Origin of the sequence: Nocardioides sp. (assembly GCA_037045645.1) — a bacterium.
Classification (GTDB): domain Bacteria; phylum Actinomycetota; class Actinomycetes; order Propionibacteriales; family Nocardioidaceae; genus Nocardioides.
The window spans coordinates 354959-377089 of the sequence record JBAOIH010000004.1; the positions used below are offsets into that span (position 1 = coordinate 354959).

Here is a 22131-nt window from a genome sequence, read left to right on the forward strand (position 1 = left end):
CTCCGGCGTCACCCGATCCGCTCCGCCACGTGATAGGCCGTCGGCTCGCTGACCGCATTGAGAGTGCGTACGACGTACTCACCCAGCATCGACAGCAGCGCGATGGTGAAGCCGTTGAAGACCGCCGACATCACCATGATCGAGGTCCAACCGGGCACATTCGTGTCGGTGAACAGGCGGCTCAACAAGATGCCGACGCCCATCAGGAAGGAGAGTCCGGCGACCGCGAAACCCAGCACCGCGCCGAGCCGGAGCGGGAACGACGAATAGCTGAAGAGGATCGTCATCACCAGTTTGGTGATGCGCAGCAGGGAGTACGTGCTCTTGCCCACCGGACGTGGGTCGTGGCGCACCGTCACGTTGCCGCGGTTGCTGGAGTAGAGCAGCGCCTGCCCGGTGATGTACGGGTGTGCGGTGCGGGATGCGCAGATCCGGTCGACCACGTCGCGGCGCAGGATCCGGAAGTTGGAGACGGCCAGCCCCGGCGGTTGGCCGAAGACGCGACGATTGATCGCGCTGATCATCTTCGAGCCGAGACGGCGGTAGCCGCGAGCCTGTTTGGTCTCGAACTCGCCGAAGACGACATCGTGGTCGCCCTCGCGGGCCTTCTCGATCAGCAGCAGCGCCTGATCGGGAGGGTTCTGCAGGTCGTCGTCCATGGTGATCACGTAGTCGCCGCGGGCCTCGCGCAGCCCCGCGAGATTGGCATGGTGCTGGCCGTAGTTGCGCAGCAGATTGATCGCGATGACGCCGGGGTGCTCTCGGGCGCGCGCGGCCACCACGGCCCAACTGCCGTCGGTGCTGCCGTCGTTGACCAGGATCAGTTGGTGGCGCAGTCCGGCCGCCTCGAAGGTCTCCTGCACCCGGTCGATGGTGGTGCCGACGATCGCCGCGCTGTTGAAGACGGGGATGACGATCGAATAGAGGTTGTCGTCGGTCGTCATATGGCGATCATGCCCCGCTCAGCCACGGACCGAATCACCCAGAGAGGCCAGGGTTTCGTCGTCGACGTCGTTGCGTACGAACCAGTACCACCCGGGACTCTTGCCGAACTCTGTGTAGTCCTCGTCCAGGGTGCGCATCAGCCAGCGGTACTTCGCCTTCTGGCCGACCAGCACCAGATCCGGTCGCTGCTGCGCGATCCAGTCGCCATAACCGCGCAGACCGCCCGGCCAGGTGTCGTTGACGAAGCGTTGCAGGCCGAGTCGGAACATCTGGTGCTGGCTGGGATTCACCCGATGTGCGAGCACCAGGGCCTGGGGCGCCTCGATCGACACCATGGTCGCGTCGGGCAACACCTCCAACACCCGGTCGATCTCTGCGCGCTGCTTGGGCAGGAAGTTCTCCGAGTCGCTGCGGACGTACTGCACGCCGATCGCACCCAGCGCCAGGCAGCCGGCGATCGCCAGCACCGTCCCGACGCGCCACGGCAGGTGGCGTACGAGCAGTGTGGCGACTCCGGCGAGGCCCAGCACGGCGTACGGCACGAGCACCAGCGCGTCGGCCCAGCCGTTGAAGGTGCGATAACTCCAGGCCAATCCGGCGATCTCCCCGAGGGTGGCAGCGATCAGGAAGCGAGCGTTCCAGTCGAGTTCGCGGCGCAACCTTGCTTGGATCAGCATCACGAGCGTGACGAGAGGCAGTGCGATCAGACCGGCGATCAGGATGTACGTCGACATGCCGAGCATGTTGAGCGTCTGCTCCCAGATCCGGCCGTCGTCGTCGCCGAAGCCGGGTTGCCTGGTGTAGGCGAGGTGGATGCGGATGAAACCGTCGAGCGCCTCGGGCAGGGCTCCCACCACGAGGAAGTACGCCACGAACGCGAGGGTGGTCGCCATCCCGCCGAACGCGATCCGGACCAGTGCCCTCAGTCGTTCCGCGCTAGCGAGGGCGATCGCGAGCGCCGTCACCGCCCCGGGGAAGAACACCGGTTGCCAGGTGAGAGTCGCCAGGGCCAGGCACACGCCGGCGGCGGTCCAGCGCCTGGCCAGCAACGCGGCGAGCGTGAGCGTCAGCAACAGCACCATCGTGGTCTTCTCGCGCGGGCCACCGGCGGCGTAGAAGATCCAGCCGGGAATCGTCGCGATCGCGAACGCGGCCACCGCAGCGGCCGGGCGGGAGTCGAGCACGCGTCGGGCCAGGGCGTACGTCGCCCAGACGGTGAGCGCCGACAGCACGAGCATCACCAGTCGCATGGCGAGCAGATCGTCCATCCCGACCAGGTCGCCCCACCACGCACCGAAGCCAGGCACCAGATGGGCGAGCGGACCAGAGCGGTTCATCACCCCGACGTACGGCGGGTCGCCCGCCGCCACGCGTTGTCCGGCGTACGCATAGAGCGCGAGGTCTCTGGACAGGATCCCGTCGAAGCCGCGGGCGACGAAGAGTGCGGCGCTGGCGAGGGCGAGCAGGGGCCCGATCGGATCGCGCCGTCGTGCCTGCTCCGTCACAGTTGCAATCTAGGCAGACGCTGGTGACGTGACCGTGAACGGCTGGAGTGCTGCCGGTGTCACCCGGTGGGCGACCCGGACCGCCGCGTCCAACGGAATGTCGACGATCTCCACGTGGTCGGGTCCCGCAGCGGTGGTGGCGACGAGTGTGGCCAGACCCACCCGGCGCTGGAAGTAGTTCTGCTTGATCTCCCAGCCGATGATCCCGTCGCGCTCGAGCACCTCGCGGGTGCGCTGATATGCCCCGTGGCGCGAGACCAGGTGCTCGGGTGTGAGCGCATGGCCGAGGCCGCGATATTCGAGCTCGGCGCCGATCAGGCCGAGGGTCAGTTGTGCGAGCGGGATCGCGATCAGCGCCCAGGTCGGCATCCAGCCGGGCCAGCCGGTCGCGTACGACACCACCGCCACGGCGGCCAGGAAGAGGGTGAACCACTGCTCGCGGATGTGGCAGCGTCGGTGCGCGCGTGGCCCGTGCGAGACGACCGGGACCGTCATGGCGTACGCGTTGTCCTCCCCGTGCCGCTCGTCCAAGATCGCGTGCCCGACCGCCTCGTTGACGTGGCGAGGAGACGGCGGCAGGACGTCGGTGACCCCGCCGGCGAGGCCCGTGGAGTAGGTGCTGAGCTCGGCGCCCTTGACCAGCCGAAGCAGCGGCGGCTCCTTCAGGCGTACGCCTCGGATGCGCGCCTCCTCGACGGTGATCGAGCGGGTGGTGAACAGCCCCGATGTCAGCCGGATGCTGTCGCCCTCGCGTTGCAGCACCAGGTTGGCCCACTGCACGACGTAGCCGCCGATCGAGATAAGCAGCCAGCCGAGCAGCGCGGCGAGGAAGATGCCCGCGATCAGCAGCGGCAGTGCGATGGCGGACACGCGGCCCCAGGCGCCGTCGACCGCGTTCTGGTCCAACACCGGCACCCGATCGTTGAACTGGAAGTAGAGGCCGACGATGCCGCCCAACACCACGAGGCGGGTGAGGCTGAAGGGCGCGAACCGCAGCCACGACCAGTCGATCCGCGCGAGCACCTCGGCGGGTGGGTCGGCTTTTGCGGGCCGGTCGAGGCCGTCCTCGGGGTGGTCGAACTCGTCGCCGGTCCGGTCGAGCGGAGTCGAGACGCTGCCCCGCCGCCGCAACAACACCGAGCGCAACTCCTCGGCTTGAGCCACCGACAGCGAGTCCAGTTCGATGTCGCCACCCTCGACTCCGGTGCCGACCTTGACCTTGGTCAGCCCGAGCACGCGATACAGCAGGGAAGCTTCGAGGTCGACGCTGCGTACGCGATCCAGTGGCGCGGTGAGTTGCTGGCGGCTCAGCAGGCCCTTGCGCTGCTGGAACTGAGTGCTCGTCAGCCGATATTCCGTACGCCACCAGGTCACGACCCCGATGACGATCGGCGCGATCAAGATCATCGGGATCGCCCAGAGCGGCATGTTGCCGTCACTGGCGCGGAACCCGAAGAACCCGATCAGGATCGGGACCATGAACCCCCAGAGCGTACGGATGGGGTGCACCAGCAACATGCGCGGATCGAGTCGCTGCCAGCCCTCGTCCGGCAGCGCGGTCGGCTCGGGCTGGGGATCCGGGGGAAGTTCGCTCACGTGGCGTCTCCCTCGGTGGCCGCCGTGATCTCGGTCAGTTCCGCGACGAGGTGCTTGGCGGTCTCGGCATCGAGGCATTCGATGCGGACCGAGCCCAAGGCGCTGGCGGTGGTGACCGTGACGGTCATCAGATTGAAGGGCCGCATCAACGCGGCCTGATGAGAGTCGACGGTCTGCACCCGCGACAGCGGCACGATCTGCTGGTGGCGTGAGAGCCAACCGGATCGGGTGTAGACCGCGATCGGGCTGACCTCCCAGCGGTGAATTGCGTACCGCACCGGCGGCATCACGAAGACCCGTCCGATCGCGAGGATCGCCAGCAGCGCGATCAGCGCCGTACCCCACCACGGGCGGTCCGGCCAGAACCAGAAGCCCGCGCCGAGCCCGGCGAGTTGGAACGCGGCCGTGATCGTTGCCTGAAGACGCCAATAGGACTTCGCGCGCGGCGAGACCTTGTGGGCGGGGTCGCGCAACGCCACGTGCGGCGAATCGGCCGGAGACTGCAAGGCGTCACTCATGACGTCGAGCCTTCCATAGCGGTGAGGGTCGGGATTCGGGGTGCCCTGTCGTACGCACCTAGACTCGCCGCTCGTGGCACTCACCATCGGCATCGTCGGACTCCCCAACGCGGGCAAGTCGACGCTCTTCAACGCGCTGACCAAGAACAATGTGCTCGCGGCGAACTACCCGTTCGCGACGATCGAGCCGAACGTCGGCGTCGTACCCCTGCCCGACCCCCGCCTGGCTGCACTCGCGGGCATCTTCGGCTCGGCCAAGATCCTGCCCGCGACCGTCGAGTTCGTCGACATCGCCGGCATCGTGGCCGGCGCCTCGCAGGGGGAGGGGCTGGGCAACAAGTTCCTCTCCCACATCCGGGAGTCGTCGGCGATCTGCCAGGTGACGCGGGTGTTCCGCGACGAGGACGTGACCCACGTCGACGGCCGCGTCGACCCTGCCTCCGACATCTCGACGATCCAGACCGAGCTGATCCTCGCCGACCTCCAGACGGTCGAGAAGGCGCTGCCGCGGCTGGAGAAGGAGTCGCGGATCAAGAAGGAGTTGCAGCCGAAGTTCGCTGCGACCAAGGAGGCGTACGACGCCCTCGCCGCCGGGACGCCGATCATCGCGACGTCGATCGACCGCGACCTGATCCGCGAACTGATGCTGCTGACCGCGAAGCCGTACCTCTATGTCTTCAACTGCGACTCCGACGAGTTGGGGGATGCGGAGTTGCTCGACCGGATGCGTTCTTTGGTTGCTCCGGCCGAGGCGATCTTCCTGGATGCCAAGTTCGAGTCCGACCTGGTCGAGCTCGGCGACGACGACGAGGCGTTGGAGATGCTGCAGGAGATGGGCATCGAGGAGCCGGGTCTTGAGCACCTGGCTCGCGTCGGCTTCGACACGCTGGGCCTGCAGACGTACCTCACCGCGGGGCCCAAGGAGACGCGGGCCTGGACGATCCGCAAGGGCGCGACCGCACCTGAGGCCGCCGGTGTGATCCACACCGACTTCCAGAAGGGCTTCATCAAGGCTGAGATCGTCTCGTTCGACGACCTGGTCGCCGCCGGCTCCATGCAGAAGGCCAAAGAGGCCGGCAAGGTCCGCATGGAGGGCAAGGAGTACGTCATGGTCGACGGGGATGTCGTGGAGTTCCGCTTCGGAAAGGCGTGAGGTGGGAGTCGTGGACGAATCCGATGGGCCGGAATTCCTGGTCCGCCTCTCGGCTCGCGGCGTCAGCGACGAGGAACTGCTGGCGGACGTGCGTCGGGTAGCGGAGTCGCTCAGCGTGACGACGTTGACCCGCCAGCAGTACGGCGAGCACGGCCGTTATCATCCCTCAACGATTCATCGCCGCCTGGGCGGATGGACGTTGGCATGCGAGGCCGGTGGGCTTCTGGCGGGCCGTCAAGACCTTGGTCACTCCGACGATGCGTGGATGGAGAACATCGTCGCCGTCTGGACGGCCATCGGCCGTCAGCCGACCTATGCGGAAATGAGAACGGGTCGGTTCTCACCGGAGGGCTATGCGAACCGCTACGGTTCCTGGCGAAAGGCGTTGACTCGGTTCAGCGAATGGGTGGTGGACGCCAACACCTTCGACGTTGAACCGGTACCCCAGCGCAAGCGACGTACGGGCCGCAGCCCGAATCTGCGCGTCCGCTTCGCTGTCCTTCAACGCGATCGCTTCACGTGCAGATCGTGCGGACGGTCTCCGTCTAGCGATCCCGGCGTGACCCTGCACGTGGACCACGTGACCCCCTACAGCAAGGGTGGCGAGACCGTCCTCGCGAACCTGCAGACGCTCTGTCAAGACTGCAACCTCGGGAAGTCCGACCGTCACGTTGGCGACTGATTCGCGGTCGAGTTCAGGTTTAACGTCTAGTCCCTCGTGGCTGACCCGGCTGACCACCACACGTTCCACCCGCCCGCCGATGGTTGCCCCTCTAGGGCAATGAGGGCGGGCCGTAGATTGCTGGCATGGAGTTTCTCGGAGACCTCGACGTGCCCTGGTGGGGGTTCCCTGTCGGGATCGGCCTGATCGTCCTTGGCCTGTGGACGATGTGGAAGGCAGTGCCCTTCACGGGCAAGAGCCGCGATTGGATCACGACGCAGGCCACGGTGGTCAAGGTGCGCCAGAAGAAGAATCGTGAAGGCGACGGGTACGACAAACTGGTGCGCTACCGCTTTCTCGATCAGGCGGGCAACGAGCACCAAGGCTCCGAGCAGCGGTTCCTCTGGGGCAAGAGGGGCGACACCTTCCGCGTCAAATATGACCCGTTGGATCCTGACCAGCATTTCGCCGTTCGTCAGCACTGGATCCTGCTTGGCGTGGGGACCTACTTGGTGGGAGCCGGTGTCGTGCTCCTGCTGCTCTCGCAGAAGCAGTTGAGCGGCTGACCTTCTCTGCGACGTACTTCGGCACAGGGCTGCGGCGACCAAACGTGGTTGCGGTGCTTGCAGGTGTCACTATGTGGCACCCCTAAGCATCGCAAGCGGCAAGATGGCGCGTTCCGGTATTGGCCTCGGCGGGACAGCAGCTCCGGGCTGACCGATGCGCGTTCCGCTTCAACGTGTGAATCACGGCGTTCCGCGAGCTCTTCCCAGCCCGCGGTCGTACGACTTCACGCGTACGCCTGAACTCGTACCGCTTGGAACCCTCCAACCCGTGCCAGTTCGGACGTACGCGTGAACTCGCACGGGACGGAGCGCCCACCCGACCTAGACGTCGCCGCCGTTCGCGCCGGACTCGTGGATCAACTTCACGCCGTTGGGCAGCGGGGGCACGATCTCGTCCTCGGACTCGGTGAACTTGATCGCCTGCGGGTCGTTGACGACGGGGGTCAGGGAGGTCTTGGACACGCTGACCTCGGCGCCCTGCAGGGCCTTCGTCGTCACGGGCACACCCGGCGCCGGGTTGAACTCAAACTTCGTACGCCCGGCAAAGATGTCGGCGAGGAAGGTTGCCGTCGCGTCGGCCGTCACGGCCTGCATCGCGCCTGGCGCGGCCAGTTTCGCGGGCTTGCAGTTGGGTGAGTCGACGCTGTAGACCATGCCGAGGCTGGGGTCTCCATCGCCCGCGCCCACGACACCGATGTGCGTGGTGTGGCCCAGCATGAGTTCCACGACGGGATTGCCGGCCTTGCCCTTGGCCACTTGCTGCGCGAGTTCACCCGGGCCGGTCGCGCCGACCTGTTCGTCACATTCGCCCGCGATGGTCAGCGTCGGCACGGGCGCGGAGTCCTTCGGCAGCCCGGAGTTGTCGGCCGGCTGGATCGCGACGACGGCATCGAGCCCCTCGATCGGTTCCTTGCCGAGCATCTCGGCGAGGACGTACCCGCCTCCGGAGCTGTGGCCGACCAGGGCCAGCTTGTCGAGGTCGAAGCGTCCCTTGAGGTCACCCGCCCAGTCGATCCCGTGGTCCTTGCCGGCGTTGAAGTCCTCGACCAGCGAGCGGTGGATCTGCAGCAGCGCCTTCTGCGCGGCCCGCGCGTCGGGCTCACCGCTCCACCAGGTCTCCTTGACGTTGACATCGAGGGCCACCGTCGCGATCCCTCGACGAGCCAACTCCTGGGCGATGTAGCCGAACGACGCCGAGGAGCGTACGTAGTCATGACCGCTGGAGAGCGGGTTGCCCGGCTGGGCCATGTCCGCGCAGGCTTCGGGCCAGGCGACGGTGTTCGCGCCGGTGCCGATCACCTTGTTGTCCTTCGCTGAGATGCACACGGGGTACGAGCCGTGCACCAGCATCGCGACCGGGTGCGGACCGTCGCCGGGGGGCATCGTGATGGTGCCCTCGATCCGGCTGAAGAGCTTGCCCTTGAACGGGCCGTCGGGGACGAGACCTCCGTCGATCATTCCGGCAGGGAAGCTGTAGCCGCGGGTAACGATCGGTGCTGTCGTGGAGGTGGACGCACCTGGCGAAGTCTTGACCGGCTCCGAGTCGGCGCCGCACGCGGTGAGGCTCACTGCGAGCGTCAGACCGAGTGCAGCGGCGGAAATTCGGGCGGTGTTGATGCGGATCACGATGCTTCTCCTTGACGGGCCGCTGGCGCGGACTGGTGGCGTACGACAACCCTCGATCGCGCGCGTCTCACGAGACTCACGCGCACATCACAGGATCGTGACATTCAGGAAGTCAGTCCCAGCGGCCGACCTGCGTGGGCAGCGCCGCTTTGAAGTCCTCGCTCAAGTGTGGGTCGACTGCCATCCTTTCGACCCAGGCCAGATGCTCGGGTGTCACCTTTCCATTCGTATTCAGCAACCGCGGATGATCACTGGCGAACTCGATTCCCAGTCGCAGCGCAGCCTGGCCGACGGAGTACGCCGTCCGTACGCTCCCCGTCTGCGCGGTTTCCCACAGCCGCGCCGCCGCATACACCGGATGCACACCGGCGAGGCGCGCCTCGGTCATGATCCAGGCGGCGATCGCGGCGTACTGCGGCTCCAGACTCTCGTCCACAGCTTGGCGCCACAGCAGGTCCCGCTGGTCCTCCATGCCTTGCCAGGCCGCGAGCACCGTCTGCAGAGGACCTGCCCACTTCTGCTTGAGCTTGGCGATCGCCTGCACCACCTCGTGCGCTTGCGGATGCCCCAGTTGCAGCAAACCCAACGCGTACGACAACAGTGCGGGCTGCGTGTTCTGGTAGTTGTCGTGCTTGCCGACGAGTTGCGTGCGCCAGATCGGCAACAACGCCTCAGCATCCGCGTGCGTGAACAGTCGACACGCCGCAAGCGGCTCCAACAGGTAGCCCCAGGCGTCCAGATCCAACGGCGTGGATCGCGCCGCGGCGGACTTGACCTGCTCGTGGAACCACTCGGCCTGCGCGGGCGTCAACGTCTGTACGTCGGGCAGCGTGTCGCGGCACTCGTACTTGTTGGTGACGTCCGGACCCCGCCAGCCTTCGTCGGGAAGCGAGGCACGCACCGCCTCCACGGCCGCCGGCCACTCGAACACGTGCCGTTCCACCACCTCGCGCGGCATTCCCCAAATCGCTCCGGGCTGCTGGAGATCTCGGCGCAGTCGCCCGAAGACCCTCTCACCGTGATCGGCCACTTTGGCGCGCAGCCAGTCCGGGATCGCAGGGTCTCGTACGACGTCCAGCACCGCTCCGAGGTCAAAGCCGCGATAGGGCCTGCAGTCATCGTCGGGTGCCAGCTCGATCGTCGCGAGCTGCGCGGCCAGGGCGTCCACACTGGTCTCGTCGGGTGCCGCCTGCGCGGCCACGGCGTCTTCGACCGCCACCGCGCGCGCGTCGCGACTCTCCAGGAAGGCGCGGATTCGAGCGGCGGCGACCGGATGCCTCAACTCACGGGCCTGCGCGAGGGATGTCGCGTCGGGCCAGGCGATCAGGGCACGCTCGCCGAGTTCGGGATCTGTGGCGAGCTCGCGTACGAGTGCCGCCGCAGGCGTCCACGAGCGCAGCCATGCCGACCGGATGAGCGCCAGGACGGCGATGTGCCAGCCGTCGGTGGTCCGCAGGATCTCGTCGCGCGCGGCGTACGCGACCTCAAGGTCTGTGTCGTTGACGGCTCGCGCGGCTTCGAGGAATTCGAGTGCGTCCCCCCGCGACTCGGGCGGGACGGAAGTGTCAGCGAGCAGGGTACGCACCCACGCGATCACGGAGTCGCTGGGTGGCTCGTCCAGTGATCGGATCCCGCTCAGGGTGCGGGTGTGGCCGGACGCGAACCGGTCGAAGACCTCGGCCACCTGGCCCGCGTCGTGAGCGTCGACGGCGCGCAGATCCAGCTTGCGATGCAGGGCGAACGCCTCGGTGTCCGTACGCCCGCCGGAGAGCTCGAACCCCTCGGGGACTCCACCCAACTTGGCAGTCACGAGCTCGCGATCGCCGCCGAAGTAGAGCAGCAGCGGCCCCGTCAGATTTCTGCGGCGGTCGAACGCCCGCTGGTGTGCTTGGTGGTGCCATACGACGTACGCCGTGGTGGGTGCGAGCCCGCGCGCGGCGATCAGTTCGTGGGCGTCCTGGTGCGCCTCGTCCTGGGTGTAGCGCTCGCTCGTCGGACCGGTCACCGCGACGAAGCTGTCGTCGTTCAGGCTGTCGAGCCAGCGGGTGATCACTGTCAGGTCGCTCGGGGTGGTGGCCACATGGGGAGGGTAGCCAGGGTGCTTGGCCGGGGCGTGGTTTCGAGACGCCCGCTGGCGCGGGCTCCTCAACCACCGGTGGGGTGTGGTTTCGAGACGCCCGCTGGCGCGGGCTCCTCAACCACCGGTGGGGCGTGGTTTCGAGACGCCCGTTGACGAGAGAGTGACACGGCACAGTCGCCGCTGTTATCTTGATGTCAAGATAAAGGAGAGGTGATGGCGACCTCCTGGCGACGCATCCTCCCGCCGACGAAGCTCGAGCGGGACCTGGCGCTGCAATGCGTACTCTCCGCGTTCGCCACCGGTTCCTTCCTCACCGGCACGGCCGTCTTCTTCACCCAGATCGTCGGACTGACGGGCGCTCAGGTCGGACTCGGCATGTCGATCGCGGCCGCCGTGACGCTCCTGCTCCAACTCCCGATGGGCCGCCTCGCCGACCGCGTCGGCGCGAAGCCGCTGTGGGTGTTCGCCAGCGCGGTCGAGGCCGCGCTCTATTTCGTCTGGCCGTTGCTCGGCGGCATGGTCGCGTTCGTCGCCATGCTCTCTACGCTCGCGATCTTCGAGACAGCCGGACGCAACGCCCGCAACGTCTATCGGATCGCGGTCTTCGAACGAGAAACCCGAGTGCGCGCCAACGCCTACATGCGTGCCGCCCGCAACGTCGGCTACACGCTGGGTGCGGGCGCGAGCGGGGTCGCCCTGGGGATCGGCGTCGGAGCCGTACGCCTGATCCCGATCCTGACCGGCCTGCTCCTCGTGCTCAACGCGGTCATGATCGCGGTGATGTTGCCGGCGATCCAGCGCACCGTTCACGTGCACACGTTCGCGGACACCGTCACGACCGCGCCCGCCGCGTGGCGCAACGTCGGGTTCGTCGCGCTGGCGATCTGCAACGGTGTGCTCTCGTCCAACCAGGTCCTGCTCAACGTCGTGGTCCCGCTGTGGCTCGTCGAGCGTACGGATGCCCCACATTCCCTGCTGGCCTGGCTCTTCGGCACCAACACCGTCTTGGCGGTGCTGCTGCAGGTCCGGGCATCGCGCGTCGCCGACTCGGTGAGTGGTTCGCTCAGAGCCGTACGCTGGTCCGGCTGGGCCTTCCTGATCTCCTGCGCCCTGCTCGCGGTCACGCACGAGACGGTCGGGTGGGTCTCGATCGTGCTGATCTGGGCCGGGCACGTGACGATCACCGGCGCCGAGTTGTGGCAGAGCGCGGCCGACTGGGGCTTCACCAGTGAACTCTCCGACCACCGTCGCCTCGGTGACTATCAAGGCGTATGGGGGATGGGCTACCAGGTCGAGTCCGTGGTGTTCCCGGCTCTCTACACATTCTTGGCTCTGCAATGGGGTACGCCCGGTTGGATCGTCATCGCCGCCATCGGCATCGCGGCGGCGGTGCTCGCGCACCCGGCTTCTACGGCCGCACAACGCCACCTCGAACGGGTCGGGGCGCCCGTCGGCGCCTGACCGCAGGCATCCCTAGACTGGCCTGGTGACCGCGCAGAGACTCGACGGGACAGCCACCGCCGCCGCCATCAAGGACGAACTCAAGACCCGCGTCGCCGCCCTTCGCGAGCGAGGCATCACGCCGGGGCTGGGCACCGTGCTCGTCGGGGACGACCCCGGCTCGCGGTGGTATGTCAACGGCAAGCACAAGGACTGCGCCGAAGTCGGCATTGAGTCCATCCGCGTCGAACTCCCCGAGGTCGCGACCCAGGATGAGATCGAGGAGGCCGTACGCGGGCTCAACGCCGACGAAACCTGCACCGGATACATCGTCCAGTTGCCGCTCCCGCGCGGTCGCGACGAGAACCGGGTGCTCGGTCTGATCGACCCAGCCAAGGATGCCGACGGACTGCACCCGACAAATCTCGGCTGGCTGGTGCTCGGCAAGCCCGCACCGCTGCCCTGCACTCCCTTCGGGATCGTGGAGTTGTTGCGCCGTCACGACGTGCCGATCGCGGGAGCCGACGTGGTGGTCGTCGGTCGCGGCATCACCGTCGGACGACCGCTCGGCCTGTTGCTGACCCGCCGCTCGGAGAACGCGACCGTCTCGCTGTGTCACACCGGCACCCGCGACCTCGCGGACTACACCCGCTCCGCAGACATCGTGGTCGCCGCGGCCGGGGTGCCGGGCATCATCAGTGCCGACATGATCAAGGAAGGCGCCGCCGTCCTCGATGTGGGCGTCAGTCGGGTCGACGGCAAGATCGCGGGCGATGTCGCCGACGATGTCTGGGACAAGGCAGGCTGGGTCTCGCCCAACCCCGGGGGCGTCGGCCCGATGACGCGGGCGATGCTGCTGAGCAACATCGTGTCCGCAGCGGAGCAGAACGCCTCGTGACCGAGGACCCGCGCGGACTCAAGCCGCCGGAGGACGTACCCCCGGTCTCGGCCGAGCGACTCGTCGACGGCGAGGTCGCGGTCGGGCCCGACGCAGAGGCCAGGCGTTATCCCTCCACCATCGGGGGCGCGTTCTATCTGGTGATCTTGGCGGTCGCGGTCACCGGTGTCGCCATCGCCTACTTCAGCGACTGGCGGGTGGGCGTACGCTGCATCGCTGCGGCGCTGGTGGCCGCGTCTGCGATCCGGCTGGTGCTCCCGACCAGGGACGCGGGCATGTTGGCCGTACGCTCCAAGCCGCTCGATGCCCTGCTGTTGGCCGGGACGGGGATCGCGCTGATCGCCTTGGCGCAGACGATCCCCGACCAGCCGACGCTCTAGGTCAGATCAGACCCAGTTCCTTCACCTGGTCGCGCTCGCTCTCCAGGCGCGCGACCGACGCGGCAATCCGCTCACGGGAGAAGTCGTTGAGGTCGACGCCCTGAACGATCTTCCACTCGCCGTTCTCCACGGTGCAGGGGAACGAGGAGATGATGCCCTCGGTGACGTCGTACGACCCGTCGGACGGCACCGACATCGACACCCACTCCGACGTGCCGTTGAGCCAGTCGCGCATGTGGTCGATCGTGGCGTTGGCCGCGGACGCAGCACTCGACAGGCCGCGTGCCTTGATGATCGCGCCACCGCGGGTCGCGACCTTGGGGATGTATTCCTCGGTGATCCAGGACTCGTCCACCTGCGAGGCGGCAGAGGCACCATTGACCGTGGTGTTGAAGAGGTCGGGATACATCGAGTCGTCGTGGTTGCCCCAGATCGCGAGGTTCTTGACCTCGTCGACCGCGACGCCGAGCTTCTTGGCCAGCATCGACTTGGCCCGGTTGTGGTCCAGGCGGGTCAGCGCGTTGAAGCGATTCTTGGGGATGTCGGGGGCGTTGGACTGGGCGATCAGAGCGTTGGTGTTGGCCGGGTTGCCGGTCACCAGGATCTTGATGTCGTCCGCGGCGTTGTCGTTGAGGGCCTTGCCCTGGCCGGTGAAGATCTTGCCGTTCGCGGCGAGCAGGTCGGCACGGTCCATGCCCTCCTTGCGCGGCATCGCGCCGACGAGCATGGCGGCGTTGGCGCCCGAGAAGATCGCGGCCGGGTCGGCACCGATCTCCACGCCCGCGAGCAGCGGGAACGCGCAGTCGTCGAGCTCCATCACGACGCCCTCAAGCGCGGGCAGCGCCGGCTCGATCTCCAGCAGACGCAACTCGATCGGACGATCGCCCAGCGCTCCGGCCGCCAGACGGAAGAGAAGGCTGTAGCCGATCTGTCCGGCAGCGCCGGTCACGGCCACCTTGAGGGGCGAGGTGCTCACGAGGATCTCCTAGAGATAGAGGGCTTGTCTGGCAACTTAGCAGCGGCGGGACTTCTGCTCGTCACGCGGTCAGGCATCCTGTGCGCATGCCACATCCCGCTCGCCGTACCGTGCTGAGCCTGCTCGGCGTCGGGTTGCTGACCGCTTGTGGGGGCGCCCCACCGGTGCTCGCGCCGACGGGGGTCGACGGGTTGCAGATTCCCACGCCGTCACCGCGTCCGGGCGACTTCGTCGACACGATCGACAATCCGTGGTTGGCGTACGAGCCGGGGATCACCTGGACCTACGACGTCACCGCCAACGACGCCGAACGAGTTGTCGTGAATATCGAGCCCGGCGAGGCACGCCAGGGCGTGCCGACGACGGCGCTCGTGTCCACCGCGTACGACGGCGCTGATCGCAGGCTGTGGGTCGTCCGCGACCTGTTGGCCCAAGATCGCGACGGCAATGTGTGGTGGTGCGGTCGTGAGGTCAGCGGTCGGCCACCGGCAGGAATGGAGTCGAGCGAAGCGAATGACGGTTTCGGCTTGTGGATGCCGCGCGCGCTGCGGCTCGGCGACGGCTTTGTCGTACGACCGGGGCAGGAGATCGCCAATGTCGCCGAAACGGGAGTTGCGGTGAAGACCTGGATGGCCGATTTCGAGGGGGCCGTCGAACTCAGGGTGGACGTGAGCGGACGCAGCGAGTCGCGGGCGTACGTCGAAGGGGTCGGACTGGTGGCCAGATCCGGCGGTCTCTGGGGCGATTGGAGCCTGAGAGCACGAGCCCGCTGACCCCGGGGTGGGATCAGCGGGCTCGCAACTGAAACTCAGTCGTTGGGGCGGATCTGGGTGCGACCGTCGTCGTCACCTTCTTGCCAGTCCTGCCCGAACTGACGCGGTGGCTCCGCCGGCTGCCCCCACTGTTGGGCGGGCGGCTGCTGGGCGGGTGGCTGCTGGGCGGGCTGGTCCCACTGCCGCGGCGAAGGCGCCCCTTGGGCGGGCTGGTCCCACTGCTGGGCAGGCTGCTGGGGAGCACCCCACTGCTGCTGGGGCTGGCCACCGTGCTGGCCCTGCCAGGCGCCGGCCTGCCAGTCCTGCTGGTTCCACTGCTGTTGATAGGAGTCGACCTCGTGCGTACGCGGGCCGCCGAAGCCGAGGCCGGAACCGGGCACGGCCTTGGGGCCACCGAAGAGCAGCGGGTAGAGCGCACCGGCAACGGCGGCGCCGAGCAGCGGCGCGAGGATGAAGACCCACAGTTGGGCGATGTGATCCATGCCCGCATACAGCGCCACGCCGACCGAACGAGCCGGGTTGACCGAGGTGCCGGTCGCGGGGATCGACGCGTAGTGGATCATCGCCAGCGACAGGCCGATCGCCAGGGGAGCCATCGCCGAGGTCTCGCTGCGTGCGTCGGTGGTGCCCAAGATGACCAGCAGGAAGATCGCGGTCAGCACGAACTCAAGCAACAGGGCCGCCCACCAGGCAAAGTTGAACTCGGTCTGGTCGCCGAAACCGTTGGTGGCGAAGCCTGCGTTCACGTCGAAACCGGGGAAGCCCTGCATCACCACGAAGAGGACGCCGCCCGCGAGGATGCCGCCGAGGCCCTGGACCACCCAATAGAGCGGCAGCGACTTCCACGGCAGCCGCCCGGCGATCGCCGCGCCGAGGGTGACGGCCGGGTTGAAGTGTCCGCCAGAGACACGGCCGAAGGCGTACGCCATCGTCAGCACGGTCAGACCGAACGCGGTGCCGGTCACCATCACGTTCGCGCCGCTGAGCAGCGCCGCGCCGCAGCCGATGAACACCAGCGTGAACGTGCCGATCAACTCGGCCAACATCTTCTGGACGATGGTCGCCTCCTCTTCGACGACCTCCACGCCTTCTGCAATCTCACTCATGTGTTGGGTCTCCTATGCGAGGCAAAGCAGGGGAGATCGCCCCCCGCGACGGGAGGACTCTACCTGGGGGCACGGACACTTTCCGGGACCGGTTTGCCGCCTGTCGGAGCGGGCGACTAGCGTCCCCAGGGTGAGCCAGCCGATCATTTACACGCACACCGACGAGGCGCCGCTGCTGGCGACGTACTCCTTCCTCCCGATCATCGAGGCGTACGCCGCGAAGGCGGGCGTGCCCGTCGAGACGCGCGACATCTCGCTGGCCGGGCGCATCATCGCCCAATTCCCCGATCGTCTGTCCGAGGAGCAGCGCATCGGCGATGCCCTCGCCGAACTCGGCGAGCTCGCCAAGACGCCCGAGGCCAACATCATCAAACTTCCCAACGTCTCGGCCTCGATCCCGCAGCTCAAGGCCGCGATCAAGGAGTTGCAGGAGCAGGGGTACGACCTGCCCGACTACCCCGACAACCCGAGCACCGACGAGGAGAAGGCGGCGCGCGCGGCCTACGACCGCGTCAAGGGCTCGGCGGTCAACCCGGTGCTGCGCGAGGGCAACTCCGATCGGCGCGCGCCCGAGTCGGTGAAGGCGTACGCCCGCAAGCACCCGCACTCGATGGGGGCCTGGAGTGCCGACTCCAAGACCAACGTCGCCACGATGGCCGACCACGACTTCAAGTCCAACGAGCAGTCGGTCGTACTGCCCGCCGATGACACGCTGAGCATCGAACTCGAAGCCGCGAACGGTGACGTGACCGTGCTCAAGGAGGGCCTGAAGGTCCTCGCCGGTGAGATCGTCGACGCGACCGTGATGCAGGCCGCCCACCTCGATGCGTTCCTGCGCAACGCGATCGCCACCGCCAAGGCCGAGGGCGTGCTGTTCTCGGTGCACCTCAAGGCGACGATGATGAAGGTCTCCGACCCGATCATCTTCGGGCACGTGGTGCGCGCGTACTTCGCCGACGTCTTCGAGCAGTACGGCGACGACCTCGCTGCCGCCGGTCTGAGTGCCAATGACGGACTCGGCGCGATCCTCGGCGGACTCGACGCGCTATCCAACGGCGCCGAGATCAAGGCGGCCTTCGAGCAGGCGATGAGCGAAGGTCCCGCGCTGGCGATGGTCGACTCCGACCGCGGCATCACCAACCTGCACGTGCCGTCGGACGTGATCGTCGACGCCTCGATGCCCGCGATGATCCGCACCTCGGGACACATGTGGAATGCCGCAGGCGAGGAGCAGGACACCCTCGCGGTGATCCCCGACTCGTCGTACGCCGGCATCTACCAGGCCGCGATTGACGACTGCCGGGCCAACGGCGCTCTGGACCCCGCCTCGATGGGATCGGTGCCCAACGTCGGTCTGATGGCCCAGGCCGCGGAGGAGTACGGCTCGCACGACAAGACCTTCGAGATCGCCTCGGCTGGCACCGTACGCGTCAAGAATGCGGCCGGCGACGTGCTGATGGAGCACGACGTCGAGGCCGGTGACATCTGGCGTGCCTGCCAGACCAAGGACGTGCCCGTACGCGACTGGGTCAAGCTCGCGGTCACCCGCGCTCGCGCCAGCGGCGACCCGGCGATCTTCTGGCTCGACGAGACTCGCGCGCACGATGCCAACCTGATCGCGAAGGTCCGCGAATACCTCCCAGAGCACGACACAGCTGGTCTCGACATCGAGATCCTGGCGCCGGCTTTGGCGTGTGCGCGTTCGTTCGAACGCATCCGCGAGGGCAAGAACACGATCTCGGTCACCGGCAACGTGCTGCGTGACTACAACACCGACCTCTTCCCCATCCTCGAGCTCGGCACCTCGGCCAAGATGCTGTCGGTCGTGCCGCTGATCAACGGTGGTGGGCTGTTCGAGACCGGCGCCGGCGGCTCGGCGCCCAAGCACGTCCAGCAGCTGGTGAAGGAGAACTACCTGCGCTGGGACAGCCTGGGTGAGTTCCTGGCGCTGGCCGAGTCGCTGGAGAAGTTCGCTGAGGCTGCTTCGAACGACGGCGCTCGCGTACTGGCGGCGACCCTCGACCGCGCCAACGCGTCGTTCCTGGACGAGAACAAGTCGCCGGGTCGTCGCCTGGGCTCCATCGATAACCGTGGCTCGCACTTCTACCTCGCGCTCTTCTGGGCAGAGGAGTTGGCCAAGCAGACCGACGACGTCGACCTCGCGGCTGCTTTCAAGCCGCTGGCCGAGTCGCTGCGCGCCAACGAGACCCAGATCGCCGAGGAGTTGATCGCGGTGCAGGGTCAGCCCGCCGACATCGGGGGCTACTACCGCCCCGATGCGGAGAAGACGGCGGCCGTGATGCGTCCATCGGCGACCTTCAACGAGGCTCTCGCCGCGCTCTGATCGCGGGTTAGGGTTCGCCCGTGCTCTCGGGAACTCGTACGACCGTCGTCGCTGCCTGCGCGCTGCTTGCGGGTCTGACCGCTCCGGCAGGTGCGCAGGCCAGCGAGACGGACTCGGCGACCATCGAGGCTCAGACGCGGATCGGCTCGGGATATTGGGACGGGCAGATCTCGGCCGACGGTCGGTTCTTCGTCACGACCGATGACGATCAGTTGATCCGGCATCGGCTGACCAGGAAGTCGATCAAGAAGGCCGTCCACAGCAAGTCGAGTCGGGCGCTCAAGAAGGCCGAATACAGCACCACGGTGCTGCACCCCGACGGCAAGTTCGCCTACGTCTTCGCCCACGGCTTCGGTCGTCGCTGGACGATCGAGATCGCGCGCATCGACAAGTCGCGGCCGAAGTTCGTGCGGTCGTACGACTTCTCCGCGGCTGGCGGGGCGCGGTCTCGGTTGGCCGATGCCGTGATCACCCCCGACGGCGAGCGGCTCCTCCTACAGTTGCGCGACGACATCGTCAGTCTCGACCTCAGCCGACCGGGCAAGCCCAAGGTGCACGCGGTCCTCGACGGTGGGCTGGGCGACGTGCCGGGCATCCAGGCGCCGCTGGCGCTCTCGCCCGACGGGTCGACCCTGCTCACCGCAGTCGCCGACGACGGCCCGCTCGGCACGGTGCGCTTCGCGGTGTGGGGCAGCGATGACGCTGGCGACCTCACTCTGACCGGCGTACGCGAGACGATGATCGATGCCGAGGCCGAAACCGACAGCCCGCCACGTCTGACCGAGATCCTGACGGATGCTGGTTCGGCCTACCTCCAGGTCGAGGAGGCCACGGACGACGCGCCCGTCACCTCGGTCGTACGGGTGGCGCTGGAGGACGGCTCGAAGCTGTCGACGCTGCCGGGCGCGTTCAAGGGCTCGAACGAGGAACTCGCGGCTCTGGACACTGCCTACGATCGGGTGATCGGGTTGCGCAACCGGCGCTGGAGCGGGGCCGAACCCCCTCGGGACAACGAACTGAGTCTCTTCTGGACCGATGCCGCGCTGGGCTCGATCAGTCAGGATCGTCGATTCGCTCGCGTGACGACGACGCCCGTGGTCTCGCACGCCGGCCCGAGCAAGGACAAGGTCTATCTGACAGTGCGCGACGGTCGGCGCACCCGGCTGCTCGCGGTCCGGCTGCCGTCGTCGCCGGGCGCCAACCCCTCCTGACAGGTCGGGCAGTAGTTCAGGGTGCGCTGGCGTCCCGGAGGCCCGACCGCGACGGCGCGGATCGGCGTACGACATCGCTGGCAGGGGAGTCCGACCCGGCCGTAGGCGAGCATCGCGGACTCGCCACGACCACGCCCGCGGGGCTTGTCGACCGCGTCGTGGATCAAGCGATGCGCGTGTTGGATCAGCGTCGCCAACTCGTCGGGGTCACGACGTTGCGAACCAGGATTGAGCCGCGCCGCAAAAAGTGCCTCGCTGACCCACATCGTGCCCAGGCCGGCCAGGACCTGCTGATCGAGCAGCGCCTCACCCAGGGCTCGGCCGTCCGCACTCAGGTTTGCCGCCGCTCGCTCGGCGTCCCAGTCAGCGCCGAGTAGATCGGGACCGAGGTGACCGACGAGCGCGTCCTCGCGCTCGGTGCGTACGACGTCCAGGTTGCCCAGCTGGCGTCCCACTGCGACCGGGCCCTCGGTATGCAGCACGGCTCTGATCCGGTGGTCGCGAGTCGGAGGAGCGGACTCGAAGATCCGCCACGAGCCCTCCATCTTGAGGTGCGAGTGCAGCGTCACGTCGCCGCTGAGTCGGTGCAACAGGTGCTTGCCGCGCGCGATCACTTCGAGAGTCGTACGCCCACTCAGGTCGACCGCCGCGACGCTGGGAAACCTAAGGTCCGAGCGGGTGATCTCGCGCCCACGCAACGCGGCGTCGAGTCGTCGCGCCGTACGCAGCACCGCGTCTCCCTCTGGCATCCCCCCATCATCGACCTGTCGCGTCTGCGCACGAAAGTAGCCTCGACCTGTCGCGTCTGCGCACGAAACTGACCTCGACCTGTCGCTAGTGCTCGAGTTCTCCACAGGATGCGGAGCAGATGCGACAGGTGGGCCGGGTTGCGCGGAGCAGATGCGACAGGTGGGCCGGGTTGCGCGGAGCAGATGCGACAGGTCGGCGAATGGACGCGGGTCCCGGTGACGTCCCATCATGGAGCCGTCGGTTCGCGACCTGCGACGGCCCGTGTTGGCGCCTGTTGGTAGGGGCGCCGACTCGCCTTCACCCGCACCTGCTGGAAGTCCACCGCATGACCGCGTCCCCAGAATTGAGCGCAGAACTGAGCCCAGAATCGAGCCCAGAATCGAGCGCAGAATCGAGCCCAGAACTCAGCGCCGCGACCGCGACCCGCGCCGACGTCGAAACGCCCGCCCGCCACCATCTGCTCGCGATGATCGCGCTCGGCATGGGTGGTTTCGCGATCGGTACGACCGAGTTCGTCACGATGGGCCTGCTGCCGCAGATCGCGGACGGCGTCGCCGTCTCGATCCCGCAGGCGGGTCACGTCATCTCGGCGTACGCCCTGGGCGTCGTCGTCGGCGCCCCCGTGCTGGCTGTGCTGACCACGAAGCTACCGCGCAAAGGGCTCCTGATCGCGTTGATGGCGACGTTCGCGCTCGGCAATGCGGCCAGCGCGATCGCAGGCTCGTACGGCCTGCTCTTCCTGGCGCGATTCGCAGCCGGCCTGCCGCATGGGGCCTACTTCGGAGTCGCCAGCCTGGTGGCCGCCGCGATGGTTCCGCCCAACCGCAAGGGCCGCGCCATCTCCCAGGTGATGATGGGCATCTCGGTCTCTCAAGTGGTCGGCGTTCCCTTCGGCACCTGGATGGGCCAAGAGCTTGGCTGGCGACTGGCTTTCTGGTCCGTGGCCGCGCTCGGTGTGCTCACTTTCGCGCTCGTCGCGGCATTCGTACCCGTGTCCGAGGGCAACGCTGATGCGTCCTGGCGTACGGAGTTGCGCGCCTTCAAACTCCCTCAGGTCTGGCTGACGTTGCTGGCCGGCGCGATCGGCTTCGGCGGCATGTTCGCGGTCTATTCCTACATCGCGCCGACCGTCACCGAGGTCGCAGGACTGCACGAGAGCGCGGTGCCGATCTTCTTGTTCGTGTTCGGCATCGGCAGCGTCCTCGGCATGTGGCTGGCCGGCGTGCTCGCCGACTGGTCGGTCTTCCGGGCACTGCTGATGGGGGCGGCCGGGCTGGCTGTCGTACTCGCACTCTTCTGGGTGACCGCGCCCACCGGTTGGGGTCTGCTGCCTGCGGCCTTCCTGACGCCGATCCTCGGGTCGCTGCTGGTGATGTGCTTGCAACTGCGACTGATGGAGGTCGCCGGTGACGCCAAGACCCTGGGCGCGGCGATGAACCACGCCTCGCTCAACATCGCCAACGCCCTGGGCGCCTGGCTGGGTGGCGTCGTGATCGCGGCGGGGTACGGCTATCGCTCGCCGGCGCTCGCGGGCATCGCGCTGTCCATCGCGGGACTGCTGGTGATCCTCGCCAGCGCGAGGCTGCACCTCAAGACCCGTTGA

19 protein-coding genes are annotated in these 22131 nt (G+C 67.5%); 10 read left to right on the forward strand and 9 right to left on the reverse strand.

All coding sequences use genetic code 11. From position 1 onward, the window contains the following. Window positions 1–8: 8 nt before the first annotated feature. The 4 genes from V9G04_15045 to V9G04_15060 are packed head-to-tail and all read right to left on the reverse strand — an operon-like array spanning window position 9 to window position 4564. Window positions 9–944, reverse strand: coding sequence for a glycosyltransferase family 2 protein (locus V9G04_15045; GenBank protein ID MEI2714567.1), 936 nt, complete (start codon window positions 942–944; stop codon window positions 9–11). Between the two features lie 18 nt (window positions 945–962). Next, the gene (locus tag V9G04_15050) at window positions 963–2450 is read right to left on the reverse strand and encodes a glycosyltransferase family 39 protein (GenBank protein ID MEI2714568.1); all 1488 of its coding nucleotides are present in this window, start codon (window positions 2448–2450) and stop codon (window positions 963–965) included. A gap of 9 nt (window positions 2451–2459) precedes the next feature. Further along, window positions 2460–4046 (reverse strand): PH domain-containing protein, encoded by a 1587-nt coding sequence (locus V9G04_15055; GenBank protein ID MEI2714569.1) that lies wholly within the window; start codon window positions 4044–4046, stop codon window positions 2460–2462. Beyond that, window positions 4043–4564 (reverse strand): PH domain-containing protein, encoded by a 522-nt coding sequence (locus tag V9G04_15060; GenBank protein ID MEI2714570.1) that lies wholly within the window; start codon window positions 4562–4564, stop codon window positions 4043–4045. The genes V9G04_15055 and V9G04_15060 overlap by 4 nt, the downstream gene beginning before the upstream one ends. A 73-nt stretch (window positions 4565–4637) precedes the next feature. Here V9G04_15060 and ychF point away from each other — a divergent pair, with 73 nt between their 5' ends. The 3 genes from ychF (at window position 4638) to V9G04_15075 (ending at window position 6944) form a co-directional block, all read left to right on the forward strand. Then, a complete protein-coding gene (gene ychF / locus V9G04_15065; GenBank protein ID MEI2714571.1) occupies window positions 4638–5717 on the forward strand; it encodes a redox-regulated ATPase YchF in 1080 nt (359 codons plus the stop codon). 10 nt (window positions 5718–5727) lie between these two features. Further along, window positions 5728–6399 carry an HNH endonuclease gene (locus V9G04_15070; GenBank protein MEI2714572.1) on the forward strand — a complete coding sequence of 224 codons (672 nt, stop codon included), beginning with the start codon at window positions 5728–5730 and terminating at the stop codon, window positions 6397–6399. Between the two features lie 125 nt (window positions 6400–6524). Then, a complete protein-coding gene (locus V9G04_15075; protein MEI2714573.1) occupies window positions 6525–6944 on the forward strand; it encodes a DUF3592 domain-containing protein in 420 nt (139 codons plus the stop codon). Window positions 6945–7265: 321 nt separating this feature from the next. Here V9G04_15075 and V9G04_15080 read toward each other — a convergent pair whose 3' ends face one another. Beyond that, window positions 7266–8570, reverse strand: coding sequence for a hypothetical protein (locus V9G04_15080; GenBank protein ID MEI2714574.1), 1305 nt, complete (start codon window positions 8568–8570; stop codon window positions 7266–7268). Window positions 8571–8682: 112 nt separating this feature from the next. Next, window positions 8683–10650, reverse strand: coding sequence for a hypothetical protein (locus V9G04_15085; GenBank protein ID MEI2714575.1), 1968 nt, complete (start codon window positions 10648–10650; stop codon window positions 8683–8685). Between the two features lie 213 nt (window positions 10651–10863). Here V9G04_15085 and V9G04_15090 point away from each other — a divergent pair, with 213 nt between their 5' ends. Genes V9G04_15090 through V9G04_15100 form a run of 3 tightly spaced genes read left to right on the forward strand, consistent with a single transcriptional unit; the run spans window position 10864 to window position 13368 of the window. Then, window positions 10864–12111 carry an MFS transporter gene (locus V9G04_15090; protein MEI2714576.1) on the forward strand — a complete coding sequence of 416 codons (1248 nt, stop codon included), beginning with the start codon at window positions 10864–10866 and terminating at the stop codon, window positions 12109–12111. A 25-nt stretch (window positions 12112–12136) separates the two neighbouring features. Beyond that, entirely contained in the window at window positions 12137–12988 is an 852-nt protein-coding gene (locus V9G04_15095) for a bifunctional methylenetetrahydrofolate dehydrogenase/methenyltetrahydrofolate cyclohydrolase (GenBank protein ID MEI2714577.1), read from the forward strand. Continuing rightward, window positions 12985–13368, forward strand: a complete 384-nt coding sequence (locus V9G04_15100; protein ID MEI2714578.1) for a DUF3017 domain-containing protein — start codon at window positions 12985–12987, stop codon at window positions 13366–13368. The genes V9G04_15095 and V9G04_15100 overlap by 4 nt, the downstream gene beginning before the upstream one ends. 1 nt (window position 13369) lies before the next feature. Here the strand turns inward: V9G04_15100 and V9G04_15105 are convergent, their stop codons facing one another. Then, window positions 13370–14344, reverse strand: coding sequence for a malate dehydrogenase (locus V9G04_15105; protein MEI2714579.1), 975 nt, complete (start codon window positions 14342–14344; stop codon window positions 13370–13372). Window positions 14345–14430: 86 nt separating this feature from the next. Between V9G04_15105 and V9G04_15110 the strand changes: the two genes are divergently transcribed. Beyond that, window positions 14431–15117, forward strand: coding sequence for a hypothetical protein (locus V9G04_15110; protein ID MEI2714580.1), 687 nt, complete (start codon window positions 14431–14433; stop codon window positions 15115–15117). A gap of 35 nt (window positions 15118–15152) precedes the next feature. Here V9G04_15110 and V9G04_15115 read toward each other — a convergent pair whose 3' ends face one another. Continuing rightward, window positions 15153–16223 carry an MIP family channel protein gene (locus tag V9G04_15115; protein MEI2714581.1) on the reverse strand — a complete coding sequence of 357 codons (1071 nt, stop codon included), beginning with the start codon at window positions 16221–16223 and terminating at the stop codon, window positions 15153–15155. Window positions 16224–16353: 130 nt separating this feature from the next. On the opposite strand from V9G04_15115, the gene V9G04_15120 reads away from it, so the two are divergent. Both V9G04_15120 and V9G04_15125 read left to right on the forward strand, forming a co-directional pair. Continuing rightward, window positions 16354–18567, forward strand: a complete 2214-nt coding sequence (locus tag V9G04_15120; protein ID MEI2714582.1) for an NADP-dependent isocitrate dehydrogenase — start codon at window positions 16354–16356, stop codon at window positions 18565–18567. Between the two features lie 20 nt (window positions 18568–18587). Further along, the gene (locus tag V9G04_15125) at window positions 18588–19778 is read left to right on the forward strand and encodes a hypothetical protein (GenBank protein ID MEI2714583.1); all 1191 of its coding nucleotides are present in this window, start codon (window positions 18588–18590) and stop codon (window positions 19776–19778) included. Here the strand turns inward: V9G04_15125 and V9G04_15130 are convergent. Continuing rightward, window positions 19697–20527 (reverse strand): DNA-formamidopyrimidine glycosylase family protein, encoded by an 831-nt coding sequence (locus V9G04_15130; GenBank protein ID MEI2714584.1) that lies wholly within the window; start codon window positions 20525–20527, stop codon window positions 19697–19699. The genes V9G04_15125 and V9G04_15130 overlap by 82 nt on opposite strands. A gap of 326 nt (window positions 20528–20853) precedes the next feature. On the opposite strand from V9G04_15130, the gene V9G04_15135 reads away from it, so the two are divergent. After that, the gene (locus tag V9G04_15135) at window positions 20854–22131 is read left to right on the forward strand and encodes an MFS transporter (protein MEI2714585.1); all 1278 of its coding nucleotides are present in this window, start codon (window positions 20854–20856) and stop codon (window positions 22129–22131) included.